Genomic DNA, 24,918 nt, shown 5'->3' on the forward strand with positions numbered 1-24,918 from the left:
CGAGCGTAGCGATATGCGGAGAGCTCGCCCCCTCATCTGCCCTTCGGGCATCTTCTCCCCGGCGGGGAGAAGAAGCAGGCGGCGACCTTGCGGATCAATTCCCCGGCGGTGCGAAGGACGGGTCATCCAGCCTTGTGAAAATCACGCCGCGCGCCTTCAGCGCCAGAAGGCCTTTCACCACGCCCTCGCCCGCTTCATGGGTGGGCTGGTTGATGTGGGAGATGATGACATCGCCATCCCTGGCGGCAGCGATGTGTTTCGCCGTCGCGGCCGCCCCCAGCAGCGAGCCGCCATCGCCATTGACGGAATAACCGGCCACCCGCATACCGAGCCGGTTGATGGTGGCCATGGAGGAGCCTGTATATTTGGCCGTCGCACCACGGAACCATTGCGGCTGGAGGCCAGTGGCGGCGACGATGGCCTGACGGCCCCCCTCCACTTCCTGCTCGACCGCCGCTTCCGAACCGGCGGCGGCGATGCCGTAGATGGAAACCGGCTTGTCTACTGCCGGCACATGGTTTTCGCCGTGGTTTTCGATCTCGAACAGATCCGGATGCGCCATGAGCACGGCGAGCGCTTCGCCATTGTGTTTCAGCCAGCGGGCGGTGACGAAGATCGTTGCCGGAATGCGCTCCTTCACCAGCGTATCGAGGATGCGGTGGTCGGTCTTGCCCATGCAGGCGTCCAGCGTCATCGCCACCCGCACCTTGCCGTCATGCTGCGGCGACATTTTCAGCGACGGCTCGACAAGACCGGTTCCCGCAAAGGCGGCGGAAGAAGCGCAGAAAAACAGGGTGGCGATGAAGAGGCGACGCAGCATTTTATGTTCCGGAGTGTGAAGACGTGGCAATCCGCCCGCAAAGCGCCCGAATTAAGGCGCGGTTTCCATCGCCGACAGGGCCTCCAGCGCCTCTTCCACCCGCTGGCGTTCGGCGCTGGTGAGCGGCAGGATCGGCCGGGGCGGTTCGCTCACCGTCAGCGACAGGATGTTGGCGGCGGCATAAACCACGCGGATGCTGCCGAATTCCTTAAACAGCGCCCAGAGCGGCTGGAAGGCCGCATCGATCCTCTTCGCCTCTTCCGCATTGCCGGCCTGAGCCGCCCGCGTCAGCCGCAGGGCCGGAACCGGCAGCAGGCCGGCGACCACGCTGTACCAGGTGTCGCCGCCGGCAAGCGTGGCGTCAGCGCAGCCCCAGTCACCGCTGTAACCGATGGCGAAATCTTGCCCCAGCTTCGGCCTCAGCCGCGCAAGCTCACCGGCATAATCGGAGTCGGCCGGCAGCGGCATCTTGATGGCGCGGATATTGGGAATATAGGCAAGCCGCACCAGAAGCTCGTCGCTGAAGGCAAAGCGGGTCGTCGTCGGGTTGTTGTAGATGGCGAGCGGCAGGCCCGTTGCGCCGGCCACGGCGGCGAAATGGTGATAGGCCTCTTCCTGCGTCAGCGGCGTGTAGGACACGGGCGCGAGCAGCAATGCATCCGCACCGGCAGCTTCGGCGTCCTTTGCCAAGGCCACGGCGTCATCGGTGCGCAGGGCGCCGACGCCGGCCATGAGTGTGCGCTTGCCCTTGAGGACCGCCGCGGCAGCTTCGATCGCCCGACGTCTCTCCGCGCGCGACAGATACATATAGATGCCGGTGCTGCCGAGAATGCCGACGGAATCCACCTCGGCCGCATCAAGCCGCTCGGTGAGGGCGGAAAAGGCCTGTGTGTCGACCTGCCCGGCCTCGTCGGCCGGCGTGATCGGAAAAGCCGAAAGTCCCTTGAATCGTGTCGCCATGCCCGTCTCCCTCGCTTTGATCGGCAAGCAGGGTTACAGAGCCGGTGGCGGAGCGGCAAGAAAAGCGGAGGCTAAACACCTGCCAGCAACTGAAAAAACCCGTGCTCAGTCATAAAGATACAACTTCTTCCACTGCTCTTCGGGAATTTTATCGCCCACACGGTAGTCGAAGGACTGGATGCTGAGACTGTCGCTCTTGAGCTGGCACTTGTATTTCAGCTTGTACCATTCGCCCGCGCTCCTGAAGACCGCGCCGGGCGCCTTGATGGAGTTCTTTCCGACTTCCGGATCACCGAAAGTATAGGCGATGACCTTGTCCGGCCGCATGCCCTTCTGCTCGGTCGCTATCCTTTCCATCGCCTCGATATCGCAGCGCTGTTCCAGCCGCTCCTCGGGAGCAAGCGCGTTCAGCTGCCGCATGACGCTGGCATCGATCGCGAAAGCAGGCGTGAAGGTCTGCAAGCCAAGGAAAAAGGCAGAAAGGGCAGCGGGAAGAAGCTTTCGCATGGGATCCTGTCAGTTTTTTCGTTTGTTCTTGTGGTGGGCGGCAGGCCGAGCGGCCTGCATCCATCATCGCTGATTTGCCGGATATTGCCAAAATGTGATCGAAAGCTGACGAAATTGTGCCCAAGCCGCATTCCGCCTGTGGAGATTTGAAACTTGATCGGCTGGGAGAGGAATATCAGTTGCGATTCTTTTGAAGTGACCGTCCTATAAATCTTGCCATCTCCCAAAATTTAAAGAATAACTTGAGAAACAAATTCATTTTTTAAATAACTAAATTCCCATATTAATTTAAATTTTGGTAAATTATGAAAAATACAATTATTAATTTCACGATTCTTGCCGTTTTGCTTTCCGGCTGCACTCAGACAGATAAAGAGAACGCTAAATCTCGGCTTTTAGGAAATGCTGCCAATGTCGCTCTCGGTGCCGACCTCGCCACGCAGATGTGGGCAGCAGATGCCGAGTACAAAGCACTCAATCTCAGCAAGGCCTATATAAAGGCAACCGCGACAACCTACCCCATTTCCCACCGACCGGCCGACAAGGCATTCGGAAAACTGGGCGATTATGTCGTGGAGTTGAAAAACATTGAGCAAAATCCAAATATTGGCGACATAAATCAGGCTGGATTGACCAAGCAAGTTAATATGTACCTGAATGCCAAGCGGCTTTGCCAGGGTCTACACGTTTTTGTAAAGCTATTTGATGAACCTGTTTCACTCTACGACCCTGTAACAAAGCGGGCCGGTATATTGATAAAATGCATGCCTTCCGGGCGGGTCAAGCCAGAGCATTGGCTAATGCCCATCGAGGTCCGAAGTTCGGAATATGGACCCAGGGTGGGCATTGGTTACATTGCGAGAGAGAAAGACTAACACGGCCATTCGTGATGAGCAGAACCTAGGACACCGCAAGTATCAATCCGAGGGTGAGGCGGGGCGCAAAAAAATGTTAGGGTCGTCGCCGACGAATCTTTCCTAGCGCCGTTCATCATACGAAAGCGAGTTTCCCTTGCCGATTTTCAAGAACCTGCCCGCCGCCCCGACCGCCGAAAAACGGCCCGTTCAGGATACGCACCACGGCATTACCCGCACCGACGAATACGCATGGTTCCGGGCCGATAACTGGCAGGCCATGTTCAAGGACCCTACCCTGCTCGACCCGTCGATCCGCGCCCATCTGGAAGCGGAGAACGCCTATATGGAAGCGGCCATGGGTGACACCAAGGCGCTTCAGGAAAAACTGTTCGAGGAAATGAAGGGCCGCATCAAGCAGGATGATTCCTCCGTGCCGGTCAATGACGGGCCTTATGCCTATGGCACATTGTTCGTGACCGGCGGCGAGCAGCCGCATTATTTCCGCACCCCGCGCGGCGGCGGCGAAAAACACGTGCTGCTGAACGGCGACAAAGAGGCCGAGGGCAAGGATTATTTCCGTCTTGCCGGTCTCGACCAGTCCTCCGATCACAGTCACGGCATCTGGGGTTATGACGACAAGGGTTCGGAATATTTCACCCTGCGCATCCGCAACCTCGAAACCGGCGAAGACCTTGCCGATGTCGTGGAAAACACCGGCGGCGGTGGCGCATGGGCGCCCGATGGCAAGAGCTTCTTTTATACGCTGCAGGACGAGAACCACCGCCCCTCCAAGGTCTTCCATCATATCATCGGCGAGCCGCAATCGGCAGACCGGCTGGTCTATGAGGAAAAGGATCCCGGTTTCTTCATGGGCGTCGGCGCGTCGGTTCTCGACGATTTCATCTTCATCGACATTCACGACCATGAGACCAGCGAATATCGCCTTCTCTCCACCAGCGACCTGACCGCCGAACCTGCCGTGGTGGCGGAGCGCGAGGAAGGCATCGAATATTCGATGTGCGAAGGCGGCGATGTCTTCTTCATCCTCACCAATGACGGCGACGCCAAGGATTTCCGCATCGTGGAAGCACCGGTCACCGCACCCGGCAAGGAAAACTGGAAAGAAGTCGTGCCGCATGAGCCGGGCCGCCTTATTCTCTCCGTCGATGCCTATGCCCGCCACCTCATCTGGCTGGAACGTCGCGACGGCCTGCCGCGCATCGTCATCCGCGACCGCCGCACCGGCGAGGAACATTCCATCGCCTTTGCCGAAGAGGCCTATTCGCTCGGCCTGCATGGCGCGGCGGAATATGACACCGATGTCATCCGCTTCTCCTATTCCTCGATGACGACGCCGAGCCAGCTGTTCGATTACGACATGGTGACGCGCGAGCGCACGCTGCTGAAGACGCAGGAAGTGCCCTCCGGCCACAATCCGGACGATTACATCACCCGCCGCATCATGGCGCCTGCGCATGATGGCGAGCTGGTGCCGGTCTCCCTGCTCTATCGCAAGGATGTGCCGCTTGACGGTTCCGCCCCCTGCCTGCTCTACGGATACGGCGCTTACGGTATCACCATTCCCGCCTCCTTCTCCACCACCACGCTATCGCTTGCCGACCGTGGTTTCATCTATGCCATCGCCCATATTCGCGGCGGCAAGGACAAGGGTTTCGAATGGTACGAAACCGGCAAGATGGAAGCCAAGCAGAACACCTTCAAGGACTTCATCGCCGCTGCCGATCATCTGGTTCAGGAAGGTTTCACCTCCTATGAGGGTATCATCGCCGAAGGCGGTTCGGCCGGCGGCATGTTGATGGGGGCCGTTGCCAATATGGCGCCGGAGAAATTCGCCGGCATCATCGCCGCTGTTCCCTTCGTGGATGTGCTGACCACCATGCTCGATGACACTTTGCCGCTCACCCCGCCGGAATGGCCTGAATGGGGCAATCCGCTGGAATCGGCAGAGGAATATGGCTGGATTGCTGCCTACAGCCCCTATGACAATGTGGGTGCGAAGCCTTACCCGCCGATTCTCGCGCTTTCCGGCCTTACCGATCCGCGCGTAACCTATTGGGAGCCGACCAAATGGGTGGCGAAGCTGCGTGAGAAGACAACGGGGGAAGCACCCATCCTGTTGAAAACCAACATGGCGGCCGGCCATGGCGGCAAGTCGGGCCGTTTCCAGCGTCTGGAAGAAATCGCCTTCGAATATGCCTTTGCGCTTAAGGTGGCCGGCAAGGACGCGGCGTGACCCGCTGATGGCGGAACGGGCGGCGGATAACGTCGCCCGGACCAAAAACAGTATAAAAATACCCTTCGAAAACCCGTTTCTGAATATTTTTTCCACAAAATCGCGCCGTTATTTTTTCTTTAAATACCACTTTACGACACAACGGATTTTTATTTCAAACTACTGAAATTCAAAATACACCTCAGTAAATTACAAATATATTTTCAGTATTACGCCAGACGGAAAAATGTTCCGGGAATCGAACGCATGGCTGCGATGCGCCATTTCGCGTTGCAATATCACTTTTTGGCCGTATTATGCCGGTCGTTGACATATTCATGCGCCTTTTCGCCGCATCTCCTGCGGCAATGCCGCAGCGTGTTCTGCGGATATTCTTCTTGCCGTCATTTTTTTCGGCTTTTCCACGCGCCATGTCAGTTCGCCCTTGGCAATCCGGGCTTTGCAGTGCTCCCGCTTTGCCAATTGAAAACACTGCATCAGACTTGGGGGTCTTACACATGAAGAAACTCCTCGCCTCGACCATTCTCGTAACGGGCTTTATCATCGCTGCCGGTGCAGCAAATTCCGCCAATGCCGCCGAAGAGTGCGGCAGCATCTCCATCGCCGAAATGAACTGGGCATCCGCCGGTGTCGCGGCTTACGTCGACAAGTTCATCATGGAAAACGGCTATGACTGCACGGTCAATGTCGTCAGCGGCGATACCATGCCGACCTTCGCCTCCATGAACGAAAAGGGCCAGCCGGACATGGCGCCCGAATTGTGGGTGAACGCCGTGCGCGAGCCGCTCGACGCCGCCGTCAAGGAAGGCCGCATGATCGAGGCGTCTAAAATCCTCACCGATGGCGGCGTCGAAGGCTGGTGGATCCCGAAATTCATCGCCGACGCACACCCTGATATCAAGACCGTCGAGGATGCGCTGAAACATCCCGAACTTTTCCCTGCCCCGGAAGACGCCAGCAAGGGTGCCGTGCACAATTGCCCGTCCGGCTGGAACTGCCAGGTGACCACCGCCAATCTCTACAAGGCGCGCGAGGGCGACAAAAAGGGCTTCACGCTGGTCGATACCGGCTCTGCCGCCGGCCTCGACGGCTCCATCGCCAATGCGTTTGAAAAGAAGCAGGGCTGGCTCGGCTATTACTGGTCGCCCACCGCCATTCTCGGCAAATACGAGATGGTGAAGCTGGATGACGGTGTCGAGCTCGACCGCGCCCATTATGACGAATGCACGGCCAAGGTCGATTGCGCCGATGCCAAGGTCAATGCCTATCCGGTGGCCGATGTCTTTACCGTCATCACCAAGGACTTCGAAAGCAAGGCCGGCGTGACGCTGGACTACATCAAGGCCCGCAACTGGGACAACAAGACGGTCGCCGAAATCCTCGCCTGGATGGATGAGAACCAGGGCACCAACGAGGATGGCGCGGAATATTTCCTCGAGAACCACGAGGACATCTGGACGAAGTGGGTTCCGGCCGAGGTGGCGGAGAAGATCAAGGCTTCGATGTGATTGCAGGCGGGGTTGGCGCAAGCCGCTTACCCCCCTCTGCCCTGCCGGGCATCTCCCCCTCAAGGGGGGAGATCGGCGGGCGCGCTTTCGCCGCTTCATCCTCAACCATCGAGATGGGCGAGACCTTGCCGCAGGTCGATCTCCCCCCTTGTGGGGGAGATGTCCGGCAGGACAGAGGGGGGTGCCCCGCGCGCTCCAGCCTTAACCGCTCACCACCCAATAACCCAAAGGGAAAACAACAATAATGGCCCTCTGCACTTACCTGCCGGACATGCTCTGCAAGTTCCCGGCCATCGACAATTCCACGATGCGTGTGGCACGCAAGACCATCGATGATGGTTTTCGCGACATCGTGCGCAACTACGGCGATGCGATCGATGTGATCGTGCATCCGCTCCAGCTCTTCCTCAATTCCTCGGAGCGGCTGTTCATCCAGACGCCGTGGATCATCACGCTCCTCATCATTCTCGCCATCGTGCATCTGGCCGGTCGCAGCTTCAGGATTACCGGCGGCACGGCGCTAGCCCTGCTGATGATCGGCGCGGTCGGCCTCTGGCGCGACGCCATGACGACGCTGTCCATCGTCGCCATCGCCACCCTGATCGCCATCGTCATCGGCCTGCCGCTCGGCATCCTGATGGGACGTTCGGAACGCCTGCAACGCCTCATCAATCCCGTGCTCGACGTGATGCAGACCCTGCCGAGCTTCGTTTATCTCATCCCCGTGGTGGTGATTTTCGGCATCGGCAAGGTTCCGGGCCTGATCGCAGTGGTGATCTACGCCATTCCGCCCGTCATTCGCCTGACCAGCCTCGGCATTCGCCTGGTGGACCGGGAAGTGCTGGAGGCGGCAGACGCCTTCGGTTCCTCCAACGGCCAGAAGCTGTTCAACGTGCAGCTGCCGCTGGCGCTGCCCACCATCATGACCGGCATCAACCAGACCATCATGATGGCGCTCGCCATGGTCGTCGTCGCCTCCATGGTCGGTGTCGGCGGGCTCGGCAAGAACGTGCTGCAGGCCATCAACAACCAGTTCTTCACGGTGGGCTTCCTGAACGGTTTCGCTCTGGTCGCCATCGCCATCATGTTCGACCGGGCGAGCCAGGCTTTCGGCAAGCGCCTGCAGAAATACCGCGAGGTCTCCCATGGCTAAAAGCATCGAAATCCGCAACCTTTACAAGATCTTCGGCAAGCATCCCGAGAAGTACCTCGAAGCGGTGCGATCCGGCATGGACAAGGCCGAACTGAACGACAAACACAACCACGTTCTCGGTCTCAACAACATCAACATCACCATGCCGGGCGGCAAGATCACCGTCGTCATGGGCCTTTCCGGCTCCGGCAAGTCGACGCTCATCCGCCACATCAACCGGCTGATCGACCCCACCGCCGGCGAGGTGCTTTACGATGGCGAGGACATCTGCGGCATGAGCGCTTCGGCGCTCAGGCAATTCCGCCGCCACAAGACGGCGATGGTGTTCCAGAAATTCGGCCTTCTGCCGCACCGCACCGTGCTGGAAAACAGCGTCTACGGCCTCGATATCCAGGGCGTGCCGCGCGGCAGAAGCGAGGAAAAGGGCCGTTACTGGCTGGAGCGTGTCGGCCTTGCCGGTTACGAGGATTATTATCCGAACCAGCTTTCCGGCGGCATGCAGCAGCGTGTCGGCCTTGCCCGGGCGCTTGCCAATGACGCCGATATTCTGCTGATGGACGAGGCCTATTCGGCGCTCGATCCGCTGATCCGCGTCGATATGCAGACCATGCTGCTCGATCTGCAGCAGGAGCTGAAGAAAACCGTGGTGTTCATCACCCACGATCTGGACGAGGCGCTCAGGCTCGGCGACCATATCGCCATTCTCAAAGACGGCGAAGTGGTGCAGCAGGGCGATGGCCAGAGCATCATCCTCTCCCCGGCGGATGGTTACGTCACCGAGTTCGTGCGCGACGTCAATCGCGGCCGCGTGCTGCAGGCCACAACGGTGATGGAGCCGCTGGAGAGCCGCCCCGAGGGCATGCCCGTGCCGGAAAACGCGACGCTGGAAACCATTGCCCGCGACATGTCGGAAGCCAACGAGACCACCGCCCATGTGGTGGACGAGGACGGCAAGCCGGTCGGCAGCATCGGCCTCGATACGCTGGTGGCTGCGATGGTGACGCCCGCGCCGCAGGAGGTTGAGGTTGAGGTGAAGGAGCCGGAGAAGCTCCAGGAAACGGTTATGCCGGTGGAGAAGGAAACGGCGTAATCCGGCACCGGACGGATTGGCCGCATCCCCGAAATTTCCTCTTTCCGTCATACCGGCCTTGAGCCGGTATCCAGCCAGCCCAAGTCCTTGGGCTGAAAGGACTCTCTCGCCGCGCAGACGCGCGTCGGCTGGATTCCGGCTCAAGGCCGGAATGACGGGAGTGAGGTGTTCACGGCGCCAGAAATTTAAACCGGACTGCAATGCCGCGAGGGACAAAGCTGGCAATCGCCTCCTGCCCCGCCCCCTTTATGCAAAAACGAAGCACTACTTCGCCGGCTGTCAACCCTCGGCAGTCGCTGCAGCGCAGCAAGCGCAAGTTTCGGACAAGTCGCCACCGTTAACCATTCGTTAACTTTTGAACGCGGAATCACCGACATGCAGATCGAAAGCAATATTGGCGGATATAACTATCAGGGTCGCATCCGCGACATCGAAAAAGCTGGCAGCGCTCAAAGCGCGCCGGAGGAGCAGGCGGTAAAACGCGGCCCCGGCAACCCCACCGTTTCCAGCACCATTCTTTCCCAGTCGCTGGCCAATGTTCTGTGGGCCGTCGGCAATGGCAGCGCGCCCGCTTATCAGGATACGACCGCGGCTTCCCCCGAGGATAAGGCGGAAGCCGAGGCGGAATGGGTGCGCAGCGCCTATTCGGAATATACCGAATAGGCGATTCCATTCAGGCCCTTGCCGGGCTGACTTCCACCGTCACATGCGAGAGTTCATGTATGGCGGCAAGTTTCTGCTTGTAGAAAGCCGGCGCTTTCGGCGCCTGCGAATGGATCGCCACGATGGCGGCGTGATGCCCCGGCCCTACCTGCCAGACATGCAGGTCGGTGATGCGATCCTCTTCCGTCTCCACGCTTTCACGGATTTCCTGCGGCAAATCCTCCGCCGGCGGCAGCGCATCGAGCAGTGTCGTCGCTGTGGAGCGGATCAGGCCCCATGACCAGCGGGCGATGACCAGACCGCCAACGATACCCATCAACGGATCGAGGAACGACCAGCCGTTCCACTTGCCGAGCAGCAGCGCGACGATGGCGAGAACCGAAGTCAGCGCATCCGCCAGCACATGCAGATAGGCCGCACGCAGATTATTGTCCCGGCCGCCCTTTGCGCCGTGGTCCGCATGGTGACCGGCATGGGAGCCGTGATCGTGATGGGCGTGGCTGCCATGGCCATGATGAGCATGCGAGCCGTGGCCGTGGCCGTGGCCGTGACCATGATCGTGGTGATGGTCATCCTTCAAAAGCACGGCGCTGAGAAGATTGACGGCAAGGCCGATGATGGCGACGAGGATCGCCTGGTTGAAATCGATTTCAACGGGATTGATGAGGCGCATCGCGCTTTCGACGGCAATCAGCAACGCCACCACCGCCAGCACGATGGCGCTGGCAAAACCCGCCAGATCGCCGAACTTGCCGGTGCCGAAAGTGAAGCGCGGATTGCGCGCCTCACGGCGGGCATAAAGATAGGCGAGCGCCGAAATCAGCATCGCGCCGGCATGGGTGGACATGTGCCAGCCATCCGCCGTCAGCGCCATGGAGCCATACCAGTGGCCGGCAACGATTTCCGCCACCATCATGGCCGCGGTCAGCGCAATGACCATCCAGACACGCCTTTCATTGCGCTCATGGTTCTGGCCAAGGAAAACATGGTCGTGACCGGCTGCTGCACGGTGTTCGGATGTCGTCGTCATGTCGCTAATCCTGTTCGATTTTACCGGATGTAGGTCTTCAGCACCTGGGCCAACTCTTCCGCCGCCCGCGCCCGCTCGTCTTCGTTTTCGGCATGCACCACATGCTCGTGCAGATGCTCCTGCATCACCTCCCCGGTCAGGCCGGAAAGCGCGCCGCGCACCGAAGCGAGCAATTGCAGTACCTCGCCGCAGGGCTTGGCATCATCCAGCGCGCGCTCCACCGCCTCCATCTGCCCTTTCAGGCGGCGGATGCGGGCCAGAAGCTTCTCCTTATTGCGGATCGTATGGGACATGGTCACCTCATATACTATAGGGGGGTACACTATATGAGCGGATTTTTCCGTTCAAGCCCCGTGCGACGCAATCCTCGCGAATGTTTCGGCCGTTAAAAATACCCCATGAAACTTAGGGGACTCAGTCATGACGACTATTGCAGCAACCATCAGCAGCTATCATCCCACTCCGATCCGGAGCCTTGAGCCGGCAAAGGGCAAGGAAACCCACTCCACCACCGAAGCCCTGCTGGAGCTGACGCGCGCCGCGCATCGCACCATTTCGAGCGTCGAAAGCATCGCCACGGCCGTCGCGCCGGCCGCCGCCAGCGTTTCCACCGGCCTTGCCGCAGCGCTCTGGAACCTCGACAGCGGCGCTTCCACGACGACCACACCCGCTCTGGACATGGGCAACATGGCCGCATCGGCACAGCCGGAAACCGCATCCAGCATCGAGAACGATGTCCTCAAGGCGCTCGCCCAGGCGCTCGGTGTGGATGAAGCCGCCTGAGACCCATTGAACGGCAGGCTGAAAAGCCATATCTCTAGAGACTAGAGCATCGCACCCGGAACGGTGGAAGCCACCCGTTCTGACGTCGCTGCACCCGAGATATGGAGAAAAAGATGCTGTCCATCGGTGAACTGTCCAAACGCACCGGCGTCAAGGTGCCGACTATCCGTTATTACGAGCAGATGGGCCTCATCCGCGAAGCCGACCGTTCGGACGGCAACCAGCGCCGTTACGAAAAGACCGACCTCGAAAGGCTGGCCTTCATCCGCCATGCGCGCGATCTCGGGCTGAACATCGACGCCATTCGCGAACTGATCGCGCTTAGCCAGCACCGGCAGATGCCCTGCGAGGGTGCAGATCGCATCGCCGCCGAACACCTCACCCATGTGCGCGAGAAGATCGCCAGCCTGAAGAAGCTGGAGCACGAGCTGGAGCGCATCGTCTCCCATTGCCACGGCCATTCGATCGAGGATTGCTACGTCATCCGCGCGCTTTCCAATCACGGCATGTGCGAGGGTGAACATTGATCGGAAAACCGGGCTTGACAGATTGCGGATTCGGGCGCATTGCATGTCCCATGATCAACGAACGCGCACCCATCTCCTGCTCGTACTTTTGGGCCTACCTCTAAGGGCGGCTCGACAGATCATATTGTCAACAAGCCGCCGTCAGGCGGCTTTGTTGTTTCTCAAGCGTCCTGACGGCACCGATAAGACCAAAGGACCGAAAAAATGACCGAAGATAGCTCCCTTACACTGGAAAGACCGCCCGTCGTCATCATTCGTGGCGCACGCAAGACGGATTTGCCCGAGCTCAACGAGATGATCACCCTGCTTGCCTCCTACCACGGCGATGCGGCGGCGATCACGCCGGCGAAACTGGAACGCGACCTGTTCGGCCCGCTGCCCTGGGTCCATGGCCTCGTGGCCGAAGCCGATGGCGCGCTGATCGGTTACGCCTTGCTTCTGCCGCTCTACAGGGCGCAGGAAGGTCGTCGCGGGCTTGAGCTGCATCATCTCTTCGTGCGTGACGGGCATCGCGGCCATGGCACCGGCCGGCATCTGGTTTCCCGCGCCCGCGATATCGCCAAGCGTCTCGGTTGCGACTATCTTTCCGTCAGCGCCACGACCGGCAATGTCGCGGCGCATCGTTTCTACGAAAACATGGATTTCGCGCCCCGGCCGGTTACCGGCATGCGCTACATGCAGTCCATCGCCTGATTAAAACCACGGAGACGGCCATGACACGGATCGCCATTGCGCTGGCGCAGGATTTTGCGGACTGGGAACCGGCGCTGCTTGCTGCGGCAGCCCGCAGCTATCTCGGCGTCGAGATCGTCTATGCCACCCCCGATGGCAGGCCGGTGACGTCAATGGGCGGGCTGACCGTGACGCCTGACACATCCTATGACGCGCTTGATCCGGCTGGCATCGATGCGCTTGTCATTCCCGGCGGCTTGAGCTGGGAAAAGGGAACGGCTGTCGATCTCGGCGGGCTGGTGCACCGGTTTCGCGACAGCGACCGGCTGGTGGCCGGCATCTGCGCGGCGGCAAGTGCACTCGGCGGCACGGGCGTTCTGAACGATGTCGCCCATACCGGCAATTCGCTGGCGTCCCACAAGGCTTATGCCGTCTATAGCGGCGAGGCGCTTTATCGCGACCAGCCGAAAGCGGTCAGCGATGGCGGCATCGTCACCGCCGCCGGCAGCGCGCCGGTCAGTTTCGCTGTGGAAATCCTGAAACACCTCGGCCTCTTTGGTCCGGAAGCCGAGGCGGAACTTCAGGTTTTTGCGGCGGAGCATCGCTGAGGCATAGCCGTCTCGGTTGTTTGCGCTCCCTCCACTCCCCGTCATTCCGGCCTTGAGCCGGGATGACGGAGGTGAGAACAGCGAGGATTATCGCCGATCCAGCACCCGGCACACGCGCGCCGCCGGCTCCTCACCCTCCCCGGCAATCGCCCGGCGAATATCGCGGCTGTTCAGATGCAGGCTGCGGCCGGCGGGCAAATTTGCACGTTTGATCTTGGAAAGGGCCGCCCCCACAAAGGCGGCCTCGTGGTCGTGGAAAAAGGTGAGAGCCGCCTCGCGTTCGGGATTCGGCCCCAGCACTGCCTTAAAGGCAAGGCGGTGCACGGCGCAGAAAGCGCCGTGACCGGGGACGGCAAAACGCAGCGCATCGAGTTCCTCACTCCATTCCGCTGCATCCTGCATGGATTTACGCCGACTGGAAGCGCTTCAGGAAAAACGCGCTCAATGTTCCGAGCAAAGCCCAGAAAACGAAGCTGGTCACGGTGGCGGCGACGATGAACTGACGCTCCAGCGGCAGCGGCGCCAGCGCATGTTCGCCTTCCGGCGGCAAGGGTGCGCCGACCACGTGCGGTGCGACGATCAGCACCAGCGCCAATATGATGGCCCAGGGTTCGCGGCGGAACGCGATCAGCGCAATGCCGCCCGCGGTTGCGGCAACCGTCGCAAGCCACCAGATCTGTCGCGCCTCGAGCGCGGCAGCCGGGCTGCCCGGCAATTCCGGCGGCAGACCGATCATCGGGGCCAGCATGACGGCGGCAAAACCGGCAACGCCCCAGAGAAGACCTTCGCGCCAGCCGCCATTGGTGCCACGCAGTGAAATGAGGCCGGTCAGCACCAGCGCATAACCGATGGCGGTGAGCACATTGGCGGCGACGGTATAGGCGGTGCGCTCGAAGCCATCGGCCGGAGCCCAGGCCTCGTCATTGTGCTCATGGGCGGGAACGGCAGCACCGGGGGCCGTCGCATCATGGCTGTGGGGCGCTTCGCCGGCGCTTTCATAGGTTTCCGCCTGAAGGATGAGCGGCGTCGTGCCGAAAGCCTGCATGGCCGAAACGGCGAAACCGCCAAGAATACCGACGAGAACGGCGGTAAAGACGATATTGCGAAAAGACGACATGCCGTTCCCCTCAATGGCAGGGGAAGGCATTGGCATGACGCGTGTCATGCGCGGCGTTGTGAACGGCTTCCACATGGGAAAAACCGACAAAACCGACAACGAACAGGCCAAGCACGATCGCCGTCAGCGATTGCGCGAAGCTGGTTGTTTTTGCGGAAACGGCGGCGTTGGCCGTATTCTGGTTGATGGACATGGTGACCCCTCTCCGGCGCGACCCCGCGCCTTTGGACGCGGCCGGACGGCAAAGGGCCGTCGAGCCGCTACGATACACTTCACCACGGGGATACGAGACTGACACAGGGAGGCGTCGATCCCGCCACCCTGAAATTCCGCTCTTCCGGACACCCCGCCGGCATGGATATTTCCGCGATGGCAGGTCTCCTGGCTTACGGGTCAAAACCTGAAACACCTTCCCGGCGTCACCCTCTCTGGAAACCTTCGGTTCCCGGCGAGCTGGCCTGCCAGTGGCATTTCGTTTCAGGCTCTCCGCTCACAGTTGCGGGGGCAGCCACGAATGAGGATTTCTCCCTATCGTGTTCCCTTTTCACCTTCCGGAACGCCCGGAAGGAACCATCACAGGATTGTTATCCGATGGGCGGGGTCGGGAGTCAATGGTGGGCCTGCTTTCCAACCGCACGCCGTCGCCTCCACCTCCGTCACCCCGGACTAGATCCGGGGTCCAGCGCGATCAAGTCCTTGATCGCAATAGACTCTTCTCACGGCGCAGACGCGCCGTGGCTGGATGCCGGATCTAGTCCGGCATGACGGCTGAGAGTTACCGCGACGGTATGGCCTTCAGATAGGCGGCAATCGCATCACGGTCTTCAGGCGTCAGATGCGCCATGTTCTGCTGCACCTTGACCATGGAGCCGCCGACGCTGTCGAATTCCGGGGTGAAGCCGTTTTCCAGATAGCTGGCAATATCGGCCTCGGCCCAGCTGCCGATGCTTTGCGAACCGGGGGTAATGTCGGGAATGCGGCCCTCGCCTTCCGGGTTGGGCCCGCCGGCCAGCCACTTGTCTTTCACGAAACCGCCAAGCGCGTTGCGCGGCGTGTGGCATTCGCCGCAATGGCCCGGCCCTTCCACAAGATATTGGCCGCGCAGCAATTCGGCATTGGCATTGGCAAGCTCGACTCGGGGCCGCGCCGAGGGGTCGAAATAAAGGAATTTCCAGCCGCCCAGCGCCATGCGCAGATTGAAGGGGAACGGCAACTCGTGATCCGGCGCATCGTTCTGGCTGGCCGGCAGGGCTTTCAGATAACCGAAGAGATCGTTGATGTCCTTCTGCGTCATGCGGGCATAGGAGGCATAGGGAAAGGACGGGTAGAGATGTTCGCCGTTCCTGCCCACACCGCGCGTCATCGCATCGCCGAATTCCGCCAGCGTCCAGCCGCCGATGCCATGCTGCGGATCGGAGGAAATATTGGGGACATGGAAGGTGCCGAAGGGGCTTTTCAGCGCCTGCCCGCCCGAAAGCGTCAACAGCGCCTCGCCTTTCGCATCGGGTGCGGCATGGCAGCTTGCGCAGCCGCCCGCCCAGAACAGCGTTTCGCCATTGGCCAGATCCGGTTCGCCCAGGCTGACCCAGTGGCTGGGCGCCTGCCGCTGAGGCGCGGTGACCCAGGCGAATATGCCGTAGCCCGCAATGGCCGCGACGACGGCCCCGCCCACGAGTTTCGTCCAGATGGAGGACATGCCCCTCTCCCCATTCTCACCTGATCCGGTCAGATGTCTTTCGTGCCTGAGAAAACGCCGCCGGTAAGCGGCGTTTCCAAAGTGCTGCGATTATTTCTTCAGACGATAGGTCTGGTGGCAGGTGCCGCAATCGGCGCCCAGCGTCTTCATGGCGGTAGCGACGCCCGCCTGATCGGTGGGGAGATTGGCGAGAACCATGTCCGCATCCGTGCCGAGCTTGGCGGCCTTGGCCTTGAAGTCGTCGAAATTTTCCCAGATGGCGGGGGCAGCGGCACTTCCGGTCTCGGTGCCGGCGGGGAACTGGTCCGGGAACGCCTTGGCGTTGGTGCTGATGGTGGTTACGGCAGTCTTGACGGTATCGGCGTCGAAGGGCTTTTCGCCCTTGGAGATGGCGGCGAGCGAACCCATCGCCCCACCGATCTGCTTCATCATGCCTTCACGTTTTTCGACTTCGCCGGCAGCGTAGACCGCTCCGGCGCAAAGACAGCCGAATAGCATGGCCGCGGTAATGGTTTTCAGTTTCATGCAACTCTCCTTGATTCCGGCCGGGACACCGGGCGCTAGATGGAACGGCGCGAGGATGCCCTTTCCGGATGGCGAAAAGAAGTCACATTGCGGTGAATTCTACCGTGAAAACAGAAGCCTAAGACAGGGCCTCCCACAATGTCAGCAGCGCTGCGGCAATCAGCATGAAACCGGCGGCGCGGCCGATGAAGATCGTGGCGGCGGGCGAAGAAACCAGCCATGCCCGGCTTTTATCCGCCGTCAGCGCCAGCGCGCCGTAAACCGTGAACTGCGTGACCGCCACCATCGCGCCCATCACCAGCCCCTGCATCCAGATCGGACCATAGGCCGGTTTGAGGAATTGCGGATAGATCGCCATCATGAACAGATAGGCTTTCGGGTTGGAAAGGCAGGTCAGCACCGCCCGCCAGAAGGCTTTTCTGACCGAAGCGCTCGCCTGCGCCTCATCGCCGTTCACGACAATCGCGCTGCGCATCAGGCCGATACCGATCCAGATCATATAGGCCGCCCCGAAAACCAGAAGCGGCAGGAACAGCGACGGCATCCAGGCGGCCAGCATGCCGACGCCCAGGGCGCCGTACAGCGAATGCACGATGCCGCCGGCGCTCATGCCGCTTGCAGCGGAAAGGCCCGTTCTCTTGCCGCCCGTCAGTGCGCTTGCCAGCACGAACAACATATCCATGCCCGGCAGGATGATGATGCCGAACAGGACCAGAAAGAAAAGCCAGAGATTTTCGGCGTAACTCATGTCAGTATCTCCCAAAACGGTTCACGACACATTCGGGAAATCCCATGTTTCTCAATGTGTTTCTCCGTTTATAGGAAAAGCCAACTGACAGCGTTGTGTCAGTTGCGTGGGAAAATCCACCAGGAAAACGGCAATGCGCAAGGCGTCGAGACTGTTCGAGATCATCCAGATCCTGCGGGTGGCGCGCAGGCCTGTCACCGCGCAGACGATTGCCGAGGCGCTGGAGGTGACGGTGCGCTCGGTCTATCGCGACATAGCAGCGCTTCAGACCATGCGCGTGCCCATCGAAGGGGAACGCGGCGTCGGTTATATCCTGCGTCCCGGCTTTAACCTGCCGCCGTTGATGTTTTCCATCGAAGAGACGGAGGCGATTGTGCTGGCGCTCGCCATGGTGGCCCGCACCGGCGATACCGAGTTGCGGCAGGCGGCAAGGCAGGTCAGCGACAAGATTGCCGCCTCCCTGCCCGAACCCCTGTCGAAAACCCTCTCCGCCAATGCCCTGCATGCCTGGGGCAGCATCGCGCCCTCCCCCGCCGGCGTCGATCTTGCAACGGTCCGGCGGGCGGTGCGCGACGAGGAGAAGCTGGAGATCACCTATCGCGATGAAGCCGGCGCGCAAACGCAGCGGCGGGTTCGGCCGATTGCGGTGATCTATTATTCGGAGACGGTGAATATCGTCGCTTGGTGCGAATTGCGGCAGGCGATTCGCAATTTCCGCTCGGACCGGGTGCTGAGCTGCGAAACGACCGGCAGCTTCTTCAAGCTGGAAGGCGAGAAGCTGCGGCAATTATGGATGAGCGGCTGGCAGAGCAACCAGCCGCCAATCCCCTCCTCACAGCCGTAAAAGGCGATCCTCCTCGCGCCCGAAACCGCGAATGACGATCCGGTCAGCAAAGACATCGGCAATCGCGAAGGTGTTCTGGTCGGGCGTATCGACCATGCCCTTGAAGTTCACGAAGTGGGTATTGCCCAGCACACCGTAATTGCCCTCGTGATTATGGCCATTGAACCACGCGACGACCGAGGGGTGAGAGCCGAGAAGCTCAAGAATGCGCGGCGCGTCCCACATGTTGTGGGCGTTTTCCGGATAGACAGGATAGTGGCAGAGAACGATCACTTTTTCGCCTGCCGCATCCGCCCTTTGCAGAACGGCCCGCAGCCATTCGAACTGCTCGTCGCTGAGCGAGGCGTTCCAGTCCTGCGCATTGATTGCGCCGGCATCCGCAAGGTGCTTCAACCGATCTGCGGCAAGCGCCCGACGCGGATCGCCGGGCGGCGGCGCGAAAAGGCTGACCTCGTTACCGTCAAGCACGACGAAGCGGATGTCGCCGATGGAAAAATCATGCCAGGGCGAGGACATGCCGAGGCGGGCGTGGATAGCCGGCAAATGCTCTGCGGCGACGGCAAAATCGTGATTGCCCGGCAGCAGGACCGAGCGGTGGCGAAGCCCGTCGTAAACGGCAAGGATCGCATCGAAGTTTTCGAAGCCGCGATCGATGATATCGCCGAGCGTCACGACGAAGGCGAGGTCCTCGCGGTTGAAGGCGTCGACCGCGTCTGCGAGCTTTTTCGGGCTCTCGGCATAATAACGACCCATCTCGGGGCGCGGAGCGGCATCGGCATATTGGGGATCGGCGACAATGCCGAAGGAGAAGAGAGGCGTGGTTTTTTCAGTCATGATGCGCCGCGATAAACCCGGCGGATGACAGGCTTGTGACAATAAAATCCGACAGGCCGCATCGCCCTATCACAAATGCAAAACACCCGGCTTGAAGCCGGGCGTCTCAAGTGTGTGGATATTTCCACTGTCGTCATGCTCGGGCCTGTCCCGAGCATCTGCCACGTCGCGTTTTGAGAGACGGAGCAGATCCTCGGCACAAGGCCGAGGATGACGTCGCGCGGGAGGAGGCTGCTTCGATCAGCAACCACGCATTCCGCAAGCCTTACTTGGCGGCGGCTTCGTAACGCTCCAGGACGTAGTCCCAGTTGATGAGGTTGTCGACGAAGGCTTCGAGGTACTTCGGACGCAGGTTGCGGTAGTCGATATAGTAGGAGTGTTCCCAGACATCGACGCCGAGGATGGGATCGGCACCGTGAACCAGCGGGTTTTCGCCGTTCGGGGTCTTGGAGATTTCAAGCTTGCCGTTCTTGACGGAGAGCCATGCCCAGCCGGAGCCGAACTGCGTGGTGCCGGCAGCGATGAAATCGGCCTTGAACTTGTCGTAACCGCCGAGATCGGAGGCGAATGCCTGCTCGAGCTTGCCAGGCAGCTTGTTGCCGCCGCCGCCCTTCTTCATCCACTTCCAGAAATGGACGTGGTTGTAATGCTGGGCAGCATTGTTGAAGAGACCGGCGTTGGTGCCAAAGGACTTCTTCACGACTTCTTCGAGCGACAGATCGGAAAGACCTGCTTCGGCCGCCAGCTTGTTGCCGTTGTCGACATATGCCTTGTGGTGCTTGTCGTGATGGAACTCGAGCGTCTCGCGCGACATGTAGGGTGCAAGCGCGTCGTAGTCGTAGGGGAGTTCGGGAAGTTCGAAGGCCATGGTTTTTACTCCTTTTTGCAGCGGGTTACCGCTCCTAGAAACCGTGTGAGCGGACCATAGGAGCGAACCTCTGTTTGGGCAACCTGCGAAATATCAAAATGTTCCGACAAAAGAGAAAATTCCTCTCCGCGCGGCCGCCACCACATTTGTTTCACAACCCTGGCGTACCGTTTTCCACCCTATCGGTTCGCTTTTGCCGAGATTGCAGGAAGGAAATTCCATGACCCGTCCGATCCCCCGCACCATCCTCCTCCTTGCGGCGCTTTCGTCGCTCACCTTCCCCGCCGCCGCGTCGTCGGATGACGCCTGGAAGGAGTTCGTGGCAGATGTGCAGACGGCCTGCCTTGCCGGCGCCAAGGACATGATCGAGGACGCGAAGGCGGTGGTCGATCCGGTCGGCAGCGAGAATTACGGCCTCGCCATTCTCACCGGCAAGGCCAAACTCGCCGGGAAGAGTGGGGGCGCGGATGCGCCCGTCAGCCATATCTGCGTCTACGACAAGAAGACCAAGGCCGTGGAGCTGGGCAGCGAGCTTTCCGGCGATACGCTGAAGGTGGAAATCCCCGGCTCCACCAAGCCCTGATCGTTCAAAAGCGCGGCGTGGTGTCGCCTTCGCCCAGCGCACGCTGCATCAGCACCGTATCCAGCCATTGGCCATGTTTCCAGCCGATGGATTTGAAGGTGCCGACATGTTCGAAACCGGCGGCGCGGTGCACGCCGATCGAGGCGGCATTGGCCGAATCGCCGATGACGGCGATCATCTGCCGGAAGCCGCGTGCCGTCGCCGCCTCGATCAACGCATCGAGCAGCTTGCGGCCGATGCCCATGCCCTTCATACCCGGATCGATATAAACGGAATTCTCCACCGCCGCGCCATAGGCCGGGCGCGGGCGATAGGCGCCGGCATAGGCATATCCGGCTATCTTTCCATCGCATTCGGCGACGAGATAGGGGTAATTGCCCTCCACCAGAAGGCGGCGGCGCTCGAGCATCATCTCCGCGCTTGGCGGATCGATCTCGAAGCTAGCGCGGCCGTGCAGAACGGCGTCCCGGTAGATTTCGGCAATGGCTGGAATATCCGCCTCTTCGCAGGGGCGGATGGTAAGGCTGGAAACGGTGGAAAGGGTCATTCTCTTGTCCTGCGGATCATTCACACCGTCATTGTGCATTGCGGCGCAGCCAAAATAAAGATTATCTGTCTTATACAAACGATAAGGTTTTCTTTGATGATGGACCTCGATCTGCGGCAGCTGCGCAGCTTCATGGATGTGGCCGATCTTGGCAGTTTTTCCGCCGCCGCCGACAAGGCGGGGCTGACGCAGCCGGCCATCAGCCTGCATATAAGGCTGCTTGAAAAACAGCTCGGCGTGCGGCTGATCGAAAGGGTCGGCAGGCGCGCGCAGCCGACGGCGGCGGGGCGCGACTTTCTCATCCATGCAAGGCGGATTGCGGAAGAAGTGGCGCATGCCATCGATACCGTTGCGCCGCATCGCAGCGGGGTGACGGGACGCCTGCGCATCGGCACGGGCGCCACCGCCTGTATCTATCTGCTGCCGCCGGTGCTGGGCAAAATCCGGCAGGCGATGCCCGGCATCGAGATCGTCGTGCAGACCGGCAATACCCACGATATCCTGCGGCTTCTGGAGGCCAATACCATCGATGCGGCGGTGGTGGCCCTGCCTGCCAGCGGCCGCAGCCTCGATATCAGCGATATCCATCTCGACGAGCTGGTCGCGGTTTTCCCGCAAGGCTCCGTCTCTGACGCAACGGCGCTCAACGCCGAGACGCTTTCGGCGCGGCCACTGCTGCTTTACGAGGGCGGCAATACGCGCCGGCTGGTGGATCAATGGTTTTCGGCAAGCGGCCGCACCGTGCAGCCCGCCATGGAACTGGGCAGCGTCGAGGCGATCAAGAAGCTCGCAGGTGCGGGCCTTGGCCTTGCCATCGTGCCGCGCATGGCGATGGAGCATGAAGGGGCGGCATCCGGGCTCGAATGGCGCTCGCTCGAACCGCCGCTTGAACGGCGGATCGCGCTGGCGATGCGACGCGACAAACATATGACCGCGCCGCTGCGGGCACTTGCCGCTGCGCTGCCGGATGTGCGGAAATGATGAGGCCCGCCCCGGTTGCGAGGGCAGGCCTCGACTTGTTGACGAAAAGGCCCCGTACTCTCTCCTCCGTCATGCCGGACTTGTGTGGACGTATTGTGGTTTACTTGATGCATAGGCCGGGATGCGCATCCCGGCCTATGCATCAAGTAAACCACAATACGTCCACACAAGTCCGGGGTGACGGAGCGCATAATCAAGCCTCCACCCCATACGTTCAGTCCACGAGGTTCGTTCTCAAAACTCCGTCCACTCATCCCCCTTCACGGCCAGCGCCGCATTGCCGCGTGCAGCAACGGGGCGAGCCTTCCGCGCCGGTGCGACCGGTGCGGCGGGCGCGTGGGCCGGGCTTGCGGCGCGCTGCATATGTCGCGCCGTCTCCCGCAATGCCGCGGTTTGCTGACCGAGCTGGAATTGCGCAAGCAGGGCGTGGAGGTTGGTGCATTCCTGCGCAAGACCCGCACCGGCCGCATTCATTTCCTCGACCATGGCGGCATTCTGCTGCGTGGCCTGATCCATGTGGTTGACGGCCGTATTGACCTCGGAAAGACCGGCCGACTGCTCCTGCGCCGCCGTGGCGATGGCATCCATATGGGTGTTGACCGAAAGCACCAGCTGCTCGATCTCGGAAAGGCCGACGCCGGTATCGGCCACCAGCTTCACGCCTTCACCCACCGCAACGGCTGACGCGGTGATGAGCTGCTTGATTTCCTTGGCGGCATTGGCGGAGCGCTGCGCCAGTTCTCGCACTTCCTGTGCGACGACGGCGAAGCCCTTACCCGCATCGCCCGCCCTTGCCGCCTCGACGCCGGCATTCAGCGCCAGAAGGTTGGTCTGGAAGGCGATTTCGTCGATGACGCCGATGATCTGGCCGATCTGGCGCGAGGAATGTTCGATGCGCTCCATGGCGGCGACGGCATCGCGCACCACCTTGCCGGAAAGATCGGCCTTTGTCCTTGCCTCACGCACCGTGTCGCGCGCATCGCTCGCGCGTTTGGAGGTGGCGGAAACATTGGCGGTGATCTCTTCCAGCGCCGCGGCGGTTTCCTCCAGGGAAGCGGCCTGCTGTTCGGTGCGGCGTGAAAGATCGTCGGATGCGGAGGACACCTCGTGGGCGCCGCCGTTCACGGTCTGCACGGACTGGCCAACGCTGGTGAGCGCTTCGCGCAGCTGATGCACGGAGCTGTTGAAATCGTGCCGCAGCGTCTCGAATTGCGGCGCAAACGGCGTGGCGATCTCACAGACCATATCACCGGAGGCAAGCCGGCGAAGACCGCCAGCCAGCGACCCCGTGGCCTGATTGAGACGCTCTTCGGCCTCGGCCTCGGCGCGCTGCTGCAGCTCGATACGGTCGCGCTCGGCCCGCTCACGGTTGCCGACGGCTTCATCCTCAAGCTGCCGGTTGCGGATGGCTGCTTCGCGGAAGATTTCCACGGCGCGGGCCATCTCGCCGATCTCGTCGCCGCGTTTTGCGCCGGGCACATCGATGGTCAGGTTGCCGGTGGACAATTCCATCATCGCCTTTGTCAGGCGGCTGATGGGACGGGTGACGCGACCGACGATGACGGCAAGGCAGAGAATGCAGACGCCAAGCGTGAGGATGAACGCGGCGAGATAGATCATCGCACCGATAAAGGCGTCCTGTCTGGCCTTTTCGGCATTGGCGTTGAGAACATCCATCGCTTCGGAGGCGATTTTCGCGACCGTATCGAGGCTTTCGGTGACCGTATTGCGCCATGTATCAATGGTGAAGGCAGGCGTGCGGCCGTTGTTCAGATCGTCGATCAGCTTTGCGCGCTGCGCGACGAAATCACCCTTGAAATAGGTTCTATCGGCAACGGCATAGATATCTTTGAGCGCCTGCGGCGTCGATTCGTGCGCGACGAGGTCGCCGGTGGCTTTCCAGGCAAAGGCCGCGCCGGCATCGAAATTGCCAAGCTGCTGGGTTTCCTGCGGGGTCAGCGGCCGCTGCTGGGCCACGACCGCATTGATGACAACGGTGGCGCTGCCGCCGAGCGCTCGCGCCGACCAGCCATAGGACCGCAACTGGATGAGGCCGGTGAGGCTCTGGTCGAGCGAGCGAACCTCGCCTTCCACCGCCGTCGAGCCCGCTTCGAGCGCCGTCAGAAAATCCTGGCCGAGCGCCAGCACGGTCTTGTCCAGCCCGTTTTCACGACGGTCGAGCGGCAGGGTGACGTTGGCGTCAACCTTTTTGCGCAGCTCCAGGAATTGCGTGTAGATATCCTTCACGCGGGCCAGCGGGGCCTTGAGGCCAGCCTGATCGAGCGCGGCGGACTGTTCGAGAAAGGCGCCCATGGCGGCGTCCACCTTCTGGCGCGACGCCTGCACGCTGGCGATGGTGTTGGCCGTCTTCGCCGGGTCGACCGTCAGCGCCGAGGCGCTGTTGCCGCGCTCACTGCGAAAGTTCAGCAAGGCGTTGAAAAGCAGCCTGTCCAGCGAAACGAGCTGCGCCACCTCCGAAAAGCTGCGGGCACGCTGCACGGACTGCAACATGCCGTTGCCGACGAAGCCTGCCAGCGCGATGCCGACGAGCAGAAAAAATCCCACAAGTATATTGCGTATGCTGAAAGACATTTGGCGGCCCCCACTAGCCCGGATCGGTAATGTCGCAAGCTAGCGTGTGGTCCTCTAAAATTGGATTAAATTCCCCCTGAATTTTTATGGGAAATAATGCGGCTCAAAACAAAAGGCCGCGGCAGGGATGAGCCTGCCGCGGCCTTTTGAA

The 24,918-nt window shown here is 60.9% G+C and carries 29 protein-coding genes and 1 riboswitch; of the genes, 13 read left to right on the forward strand and 16 right to left on the reverse strand.

The features are described from left to right. Positions 1-94 precede the first annotated feature (94 nt). From L901_RS04575 to L901_RS04585, 3 genes are all read right to left on the reverse strand, one after another. On the reverse strand, positions 95-820 hold the full coding sequence (locus L901_RS04575) for a polysaccharide deacetylase family protein (RefSeq protein ID WP_059753910.1): 726 nt from the start codon (positions 818-820) through the stop codon (positions 95-97). 51 nt (positions 821-871) lie between these two features. Then, complete coding sequence (locus L901_RS04580; protein ID WP_059753911.1) at positions 872-1,780, reverse strand: dihydrodipicolinate synthase family protein; 909 nt, start codon at positions 1,778-1,780, stop codon at positions 872-874. 105 nt (positions 1,781-1,885) lie between these two features. After that, positions 1,886-2,287: a DUF930 domain-containing protein gene (locus tag L901_RS04585; protein WP_059753914.1), complete on the reverse strand. Its 402-nt coding sequence runs from the start codon at positions 2,285-2,287 to the stop codon at positions 1,886-1,888. Between the two features lie 305 nt (positions 2,288-2,592). Here L901_RS04585 and L901_RS04590 point away from each other — a divergent pair, with 305 nt between their 5' ends. Beyond that, positions 2,593-3,162: a hypothetical protein gene (locus L901_RS04590; RefSeq protein ID WP_147401569.1), complete on the forward strand. Its 570-nt coding sequence runs from the start codon at positions 2,593-2,595 to the stop codon at positions 3,160-3,162. Positions 3,163-3,298: 136 nt separating this feature from the next. Next, complete coding sequence (locus L901_RS04595; protein WP_059753919.1) at positions 3,299-5,398, forward strand: S9 family peptidase; 2,100 nt, start codon at positions 3,299-3,301, stop codon at positions 5,396-5,398. Positions 5,399-5,579: 181 nt separating this feature from the next. Here the strand turns inward: L901_RS04595 and L901_RS27325 are convergent, their stop codons facing one another. Continuing rightward, positions 5,580-5,897 carry a hypothetical protein gene (locus tag L901_RS27325; protein WP_183044124.1) on the reverse strand — a complete coding sequence of 106 codons (318 nt, stop codon included), beginning with the start codon at positions 5,895-5,897 and terminating at the stop codon, positions 5,580-5,582. On the opposite strand from L901_RS27325, the gene L901_RS04600 reads away from it, so the two are divergent. The 4 genes from L901_RS04600 (at position 5,896) to L901_RS04615 (ending at position 9,812) form a co-directional block, all read left to right on the forward strand. Beyond that, the gene (locus L901_RS04600) at positions 5,896-6,906 is read left to right on the forward strand and encodes an ABC transporter substrate-binding protein (protein ID WP_035218358.1); all 1,011 of its coding nucleotides are present in this window, start codon (positions 5,896-5,898) and stop codon (positions 6,904-6,906) included. The genes L901_RS27325 and L901_RS04600 overlap by 2 nt on opposite strands. A gap of 244 nt (positions 6,907-7,150) precedes the next feature. Further along, a complete protein-coding gene (locus L901_RS04605; RefSeq protein WP_059753922.1) occupies positions 7,151-8,059 on the forward strand; it encodes a proline/glycine betaine ABC transporter permease in 909 nt (302 codons plus the stop codon). Further along, positions 8,052-9,149, forward strand: coding sequence for a glycine betaine/L-proline ABC transporter ATP-binding protein (locus L901_RS04610; RefSeq protein ID WP_059753924.1), 1,098 nt, complete (start codon positions 8,052-8,054; stop codon positions 9,147-9,149). Before L901_RS04605 ends, L901_RS04610 begins: the two co-directional genes overlap by 8 nt. Before the next feature lie 375 nt (positions 9,150-9,524). After that, a complete protein-coding gene (locus tag L901_RS04615) occupies positions 9,525-9,812 on the forward strand; it encodes a hypothetical protein (RefSeq protein ID WP_059753927.1) in 288 nt (95 codons plus the stop codon). A gap of 10 nt (positions 9,813-9,822) precedes the next feature. Here the strand turns inward: L901_RS04615 and dmeF are convergent, their stop codons facing one another. Both dmeF and dmeR read right to left on the reverse strand, forming a co-directional pair. Next, the gene (gene dmeF, locus L901_RS04620) at positions 9,823-10,842 is read right to left on the reverse strand and encodes a CDF family Co(II)/Ni(II) efflux transporter DmeF (RefSeq protein WP_059753930.1); all 1,020 of its coding nucleotides are present in this window, start codon (positions 10,840-10,842) and stop codon (positions 9,823-9,825) included. A gap of 20 nt (positions 10,843-10,862) precedes the next feature. Next, positions 10,863-11,135, reverse strand: a complete 273-nt coding sequence (gene dmeR / locus L901_RS04625; protein WP_003509296.1) for a Ni(II)/Co(II)-sensing transcriptional repressor DmeR — start codon at positions 11,133-11,135, stop codon at positions 10,863-10,865. 127 nt (positions 11,136-11,262) lie between these two features. Between dmeR and L901_RS04630 the strand changes: the two genes are divergently transcribed. The 4 genes from L901_RS04630 (at position 11,263) to L901_RS04645 (ending at position 13,432) form a co-directional block, all read left to right on the forward strand. Beyond that, positions 11,263-11,625 (forward strand): hypothetical protein, encoded by a 363-nt coding sequence (locus L901_RS04630; RefSeq protein ID WP_059753932.1) that lies wholly within the window; start codon positions 11,263-11,265, stop codon positions 11,623-11,625. A 113-nt stretch (positions 11,626-11,738) separates the two neighbouring features. After that, complete coding sequence (locus tag L901_RS04635; RefSeq protein WP_059754117.1) at positions 11,739-12,152, forward strand: helix-turn-helix domain-containing protein; 414 nt, start codon at positions 11,739-11,741, stop codon at positions 12,150-12,152. A gap of 204 nt (positions 12,153-12,356) precedes the next feature. After that, on the forward strand, positions 12,357-12,845 hold the full coding sequence (locus tag L901_RS04640; RefSeq protein WP_059753934.1) for a GNAT family N-acetyltransferase: 489 nt from the start codon (positions 12,357-12,359) through the stop codon (positions 12,843-12,845). A 20-nt stretch (positions 12,846-12,865) separates the two neighbouring features. Beyond that, a complete protein-coding gene (locus L901_RS04645; RefSeq protein ID WP_059753937.1) occupies positions 12,866-13,432 on the forward strand; it encodes a type 1 glutamine amidotransferase family protein in 567 nt (188 codons plus the stop codon). Positions 13,433-13,519: 87 nt separating this feature from the next. Here the strand turns inward: L901_RS04645 and L901_RS04650 are convergent, their stop codons facing one another. From L901_RS04650 to L901_RS04675, 6 genes are all read right to left on the reverse strand, one after another. Next, positions 13,520-13,834, reverse strand: coding sequence for a hypothetical protein (locus L901_RS04650; RefSeq protein WP_059753940.1), 315 nt, complete (start codon positions 13,832-13,834; stop codon positions 13,520-13,522). A 4-nt stretch (positions 13,835-13,838) separates the two neighbouring features. Continuing rightward, entirely contained in the window at positions 13,839-14,549 is a 711-nt protein-coding gene (locus L901_RS04655; RefSeq protein WP_059753941.1) for a CbtA family protein, read from the reverse strand. Between the two features lie 10 nt (positions 14,550-14,559). Further along, positions 14,560-14,742 (reverse strand): CbtB domain-containing protein, encoded by a 183-nt coding sequence (locus tag L901_RS04660; protein ID WP_003522264.1) that lies wholly within the window; start codon positions 14,740-14,742, stop codon positions 14,560-14,562. 160 nt (positions 14,743-14,902) lie between these two features. Beyond that, positions 14,903-15,139: riboswitch (cobalamin riboswitch) on the reverse strand. Between the two features lie 185 nt (positions 15,140-15,324). Then, complete coding sequence (locus tag L901_RS04665) at positions 15,325-16,245, reverse strand: cytochrome c (protein ID WP_059753944.1); 921 nt, start codon at positions 16,243-16,245, stop codon at positions 15,325-15,327. 90 nt (positions 16,246-16,335) lie between these two features. Next, the gene (locus tag L901_RS04670) at positions 16,336-16,770 is read right to left on the reverse strand and encodes a cytochrome c (protein WP_059753946.1); all 435 of its coding nucleotides are present in this window, start codon (positions 16,768-16,770) and stop codon (positions 16,336-16,338) included. A 118-nt stretch (positions 16,771-16,888) separates the two neighbouring features. After that, positions 16,889-17,518 carry a LysE family translocator gene (locus tag L901_RS04675; RefSeq protein WP_003522261.1) on the reverse strand — a complete coding sequence of 210 codons (630 nt, stop codon included), beginning with the start codon at positions 17,516-17,518 and terminating at the stop codon, positions 16,889-16,891. 133 nt (positions 17,519-17,651) lie between these two features. Here L901_RS04675 and L901_RS04680 point away from each other — a divergent pair, with 133 nt between their 5' ends. After that, positions 17,652-18,362 (forward strand): YafY family protein, encoded by a 711-nt coding sequence (locus L901_RS04680; RefSeq protein WP_059753949.1) that lies wholly within the window; start codon positions 17,652-17,654, stop codon positions 18,360-18,362. Here the strand turns inward: L901_RS04680 and L901_RS04685 are convergent. Both L901_RS04685 and L901_RS04690 read right to left on the reverse strand, forming a co-directional pair. Next, positions 18,351-19,196 carry a metallophosphoesterase gene (locus tag L901_RS04685; RefSeq protein ID WP_059753953.1) on the reverse strand — a complete coding sequence of 282 codons (846 nt, stop codon included), beginning with the start codon at positions 19,194-19,196 and terminating at the stop codon, positions 18,351-18,353. The two genes, L901_RS04680 and L901_RS04685, sit on opposite strands and share 12 nt — an antisense overlap. Positions 19,197-19,461: 265 nt before the next feature. Continuing rightward, positions 19,462-20,064, reverse strand: coding sequence for a superoxide dismutase (locus L901_RS04690; protein ID WP_003522258.1), 603 nt, complete (start codon positions 20,062-20,064; stop codon positions 19,462-19,464). A 220-nt stretch (positions 20,065-20,284) separates the two neighbouring features. On the opposite strand from L901_RS04690, the gene L901_RS04695 reads away from it, so the two are divergent. Next, positions 20,285-20,647 carry a hypothetical protein gene (locus L901_RS04695; protein ID WP_059753956.1) on the forward strand — a complete coding sequence of 121 codons (363 nt, stop codon included), beginning with the start codon at positions 20,285-20,287 and terminating at the stop codon, positions 20,645-20,647. A gap of 4 nt (positions 20,648-20,651) precedes the next feature. On the opposite strand, the gene L901_RS04700 is transcribed toward L901_RS04695, so the two are convergent. Continuing rightward, complete coding sequence (locus L901_RS04700; RefSeq protein WP_059754120.1) at positions 20,652-21,194, reverse strand: GNAT family N-acetyltransferase; 543 nt, start codon at positions 21,192-21,194, stop codon at positions 20,652-20,654. A gap of 96 nt (positions 21,195-21,290) precedes the next feature. Between L901_RS04700 and L901_RS04705 the strand changes: the two genes are divergently transcribed. After that, positions 21,291-22,175, forward strand: coding sequence for a LysR family transcriptional regulator (locus L901_RS04705; RefSeq protein ID WP_059753958.1), 885 nt, complete (start codon positions 21,291-21,293; stop codon positions 22,173-22,175). A gap of 234 nt (positions 22,176-22,409) precedes the next feature. Here L901_RS04705 and L901_RS04710 read toward each other — a convergent pair whose 3' ends face one another. Continuing rightward, positions 22,410-24,767 carry a methyl-accepting chemotaxis protein gene (locus L901_RS04710; RefSeq protein ID WP_059753961.1) on the reverse strand — a complete coding sequence of 786 codons (2,358 nt, stop codon included), beginning with the start codon at positions 24,765-24,767 and terminating at the stop codon, positions 22,410-22,412. Positions 24,768-24,918 lie beyond the last annotated feature (151 nt).

The sequence above is a fragment of the Agrobacterium sp. D14 genome, from assembly GCF_001526505.1.
GTDB classification, from domain to species: domain Bacteria; phylum Pseudomonadota; class Alphaproteobacteria; order Rhizobiales; family Rhizobiaceae; genus Agrobacterium; species Agrobacterium leguminum.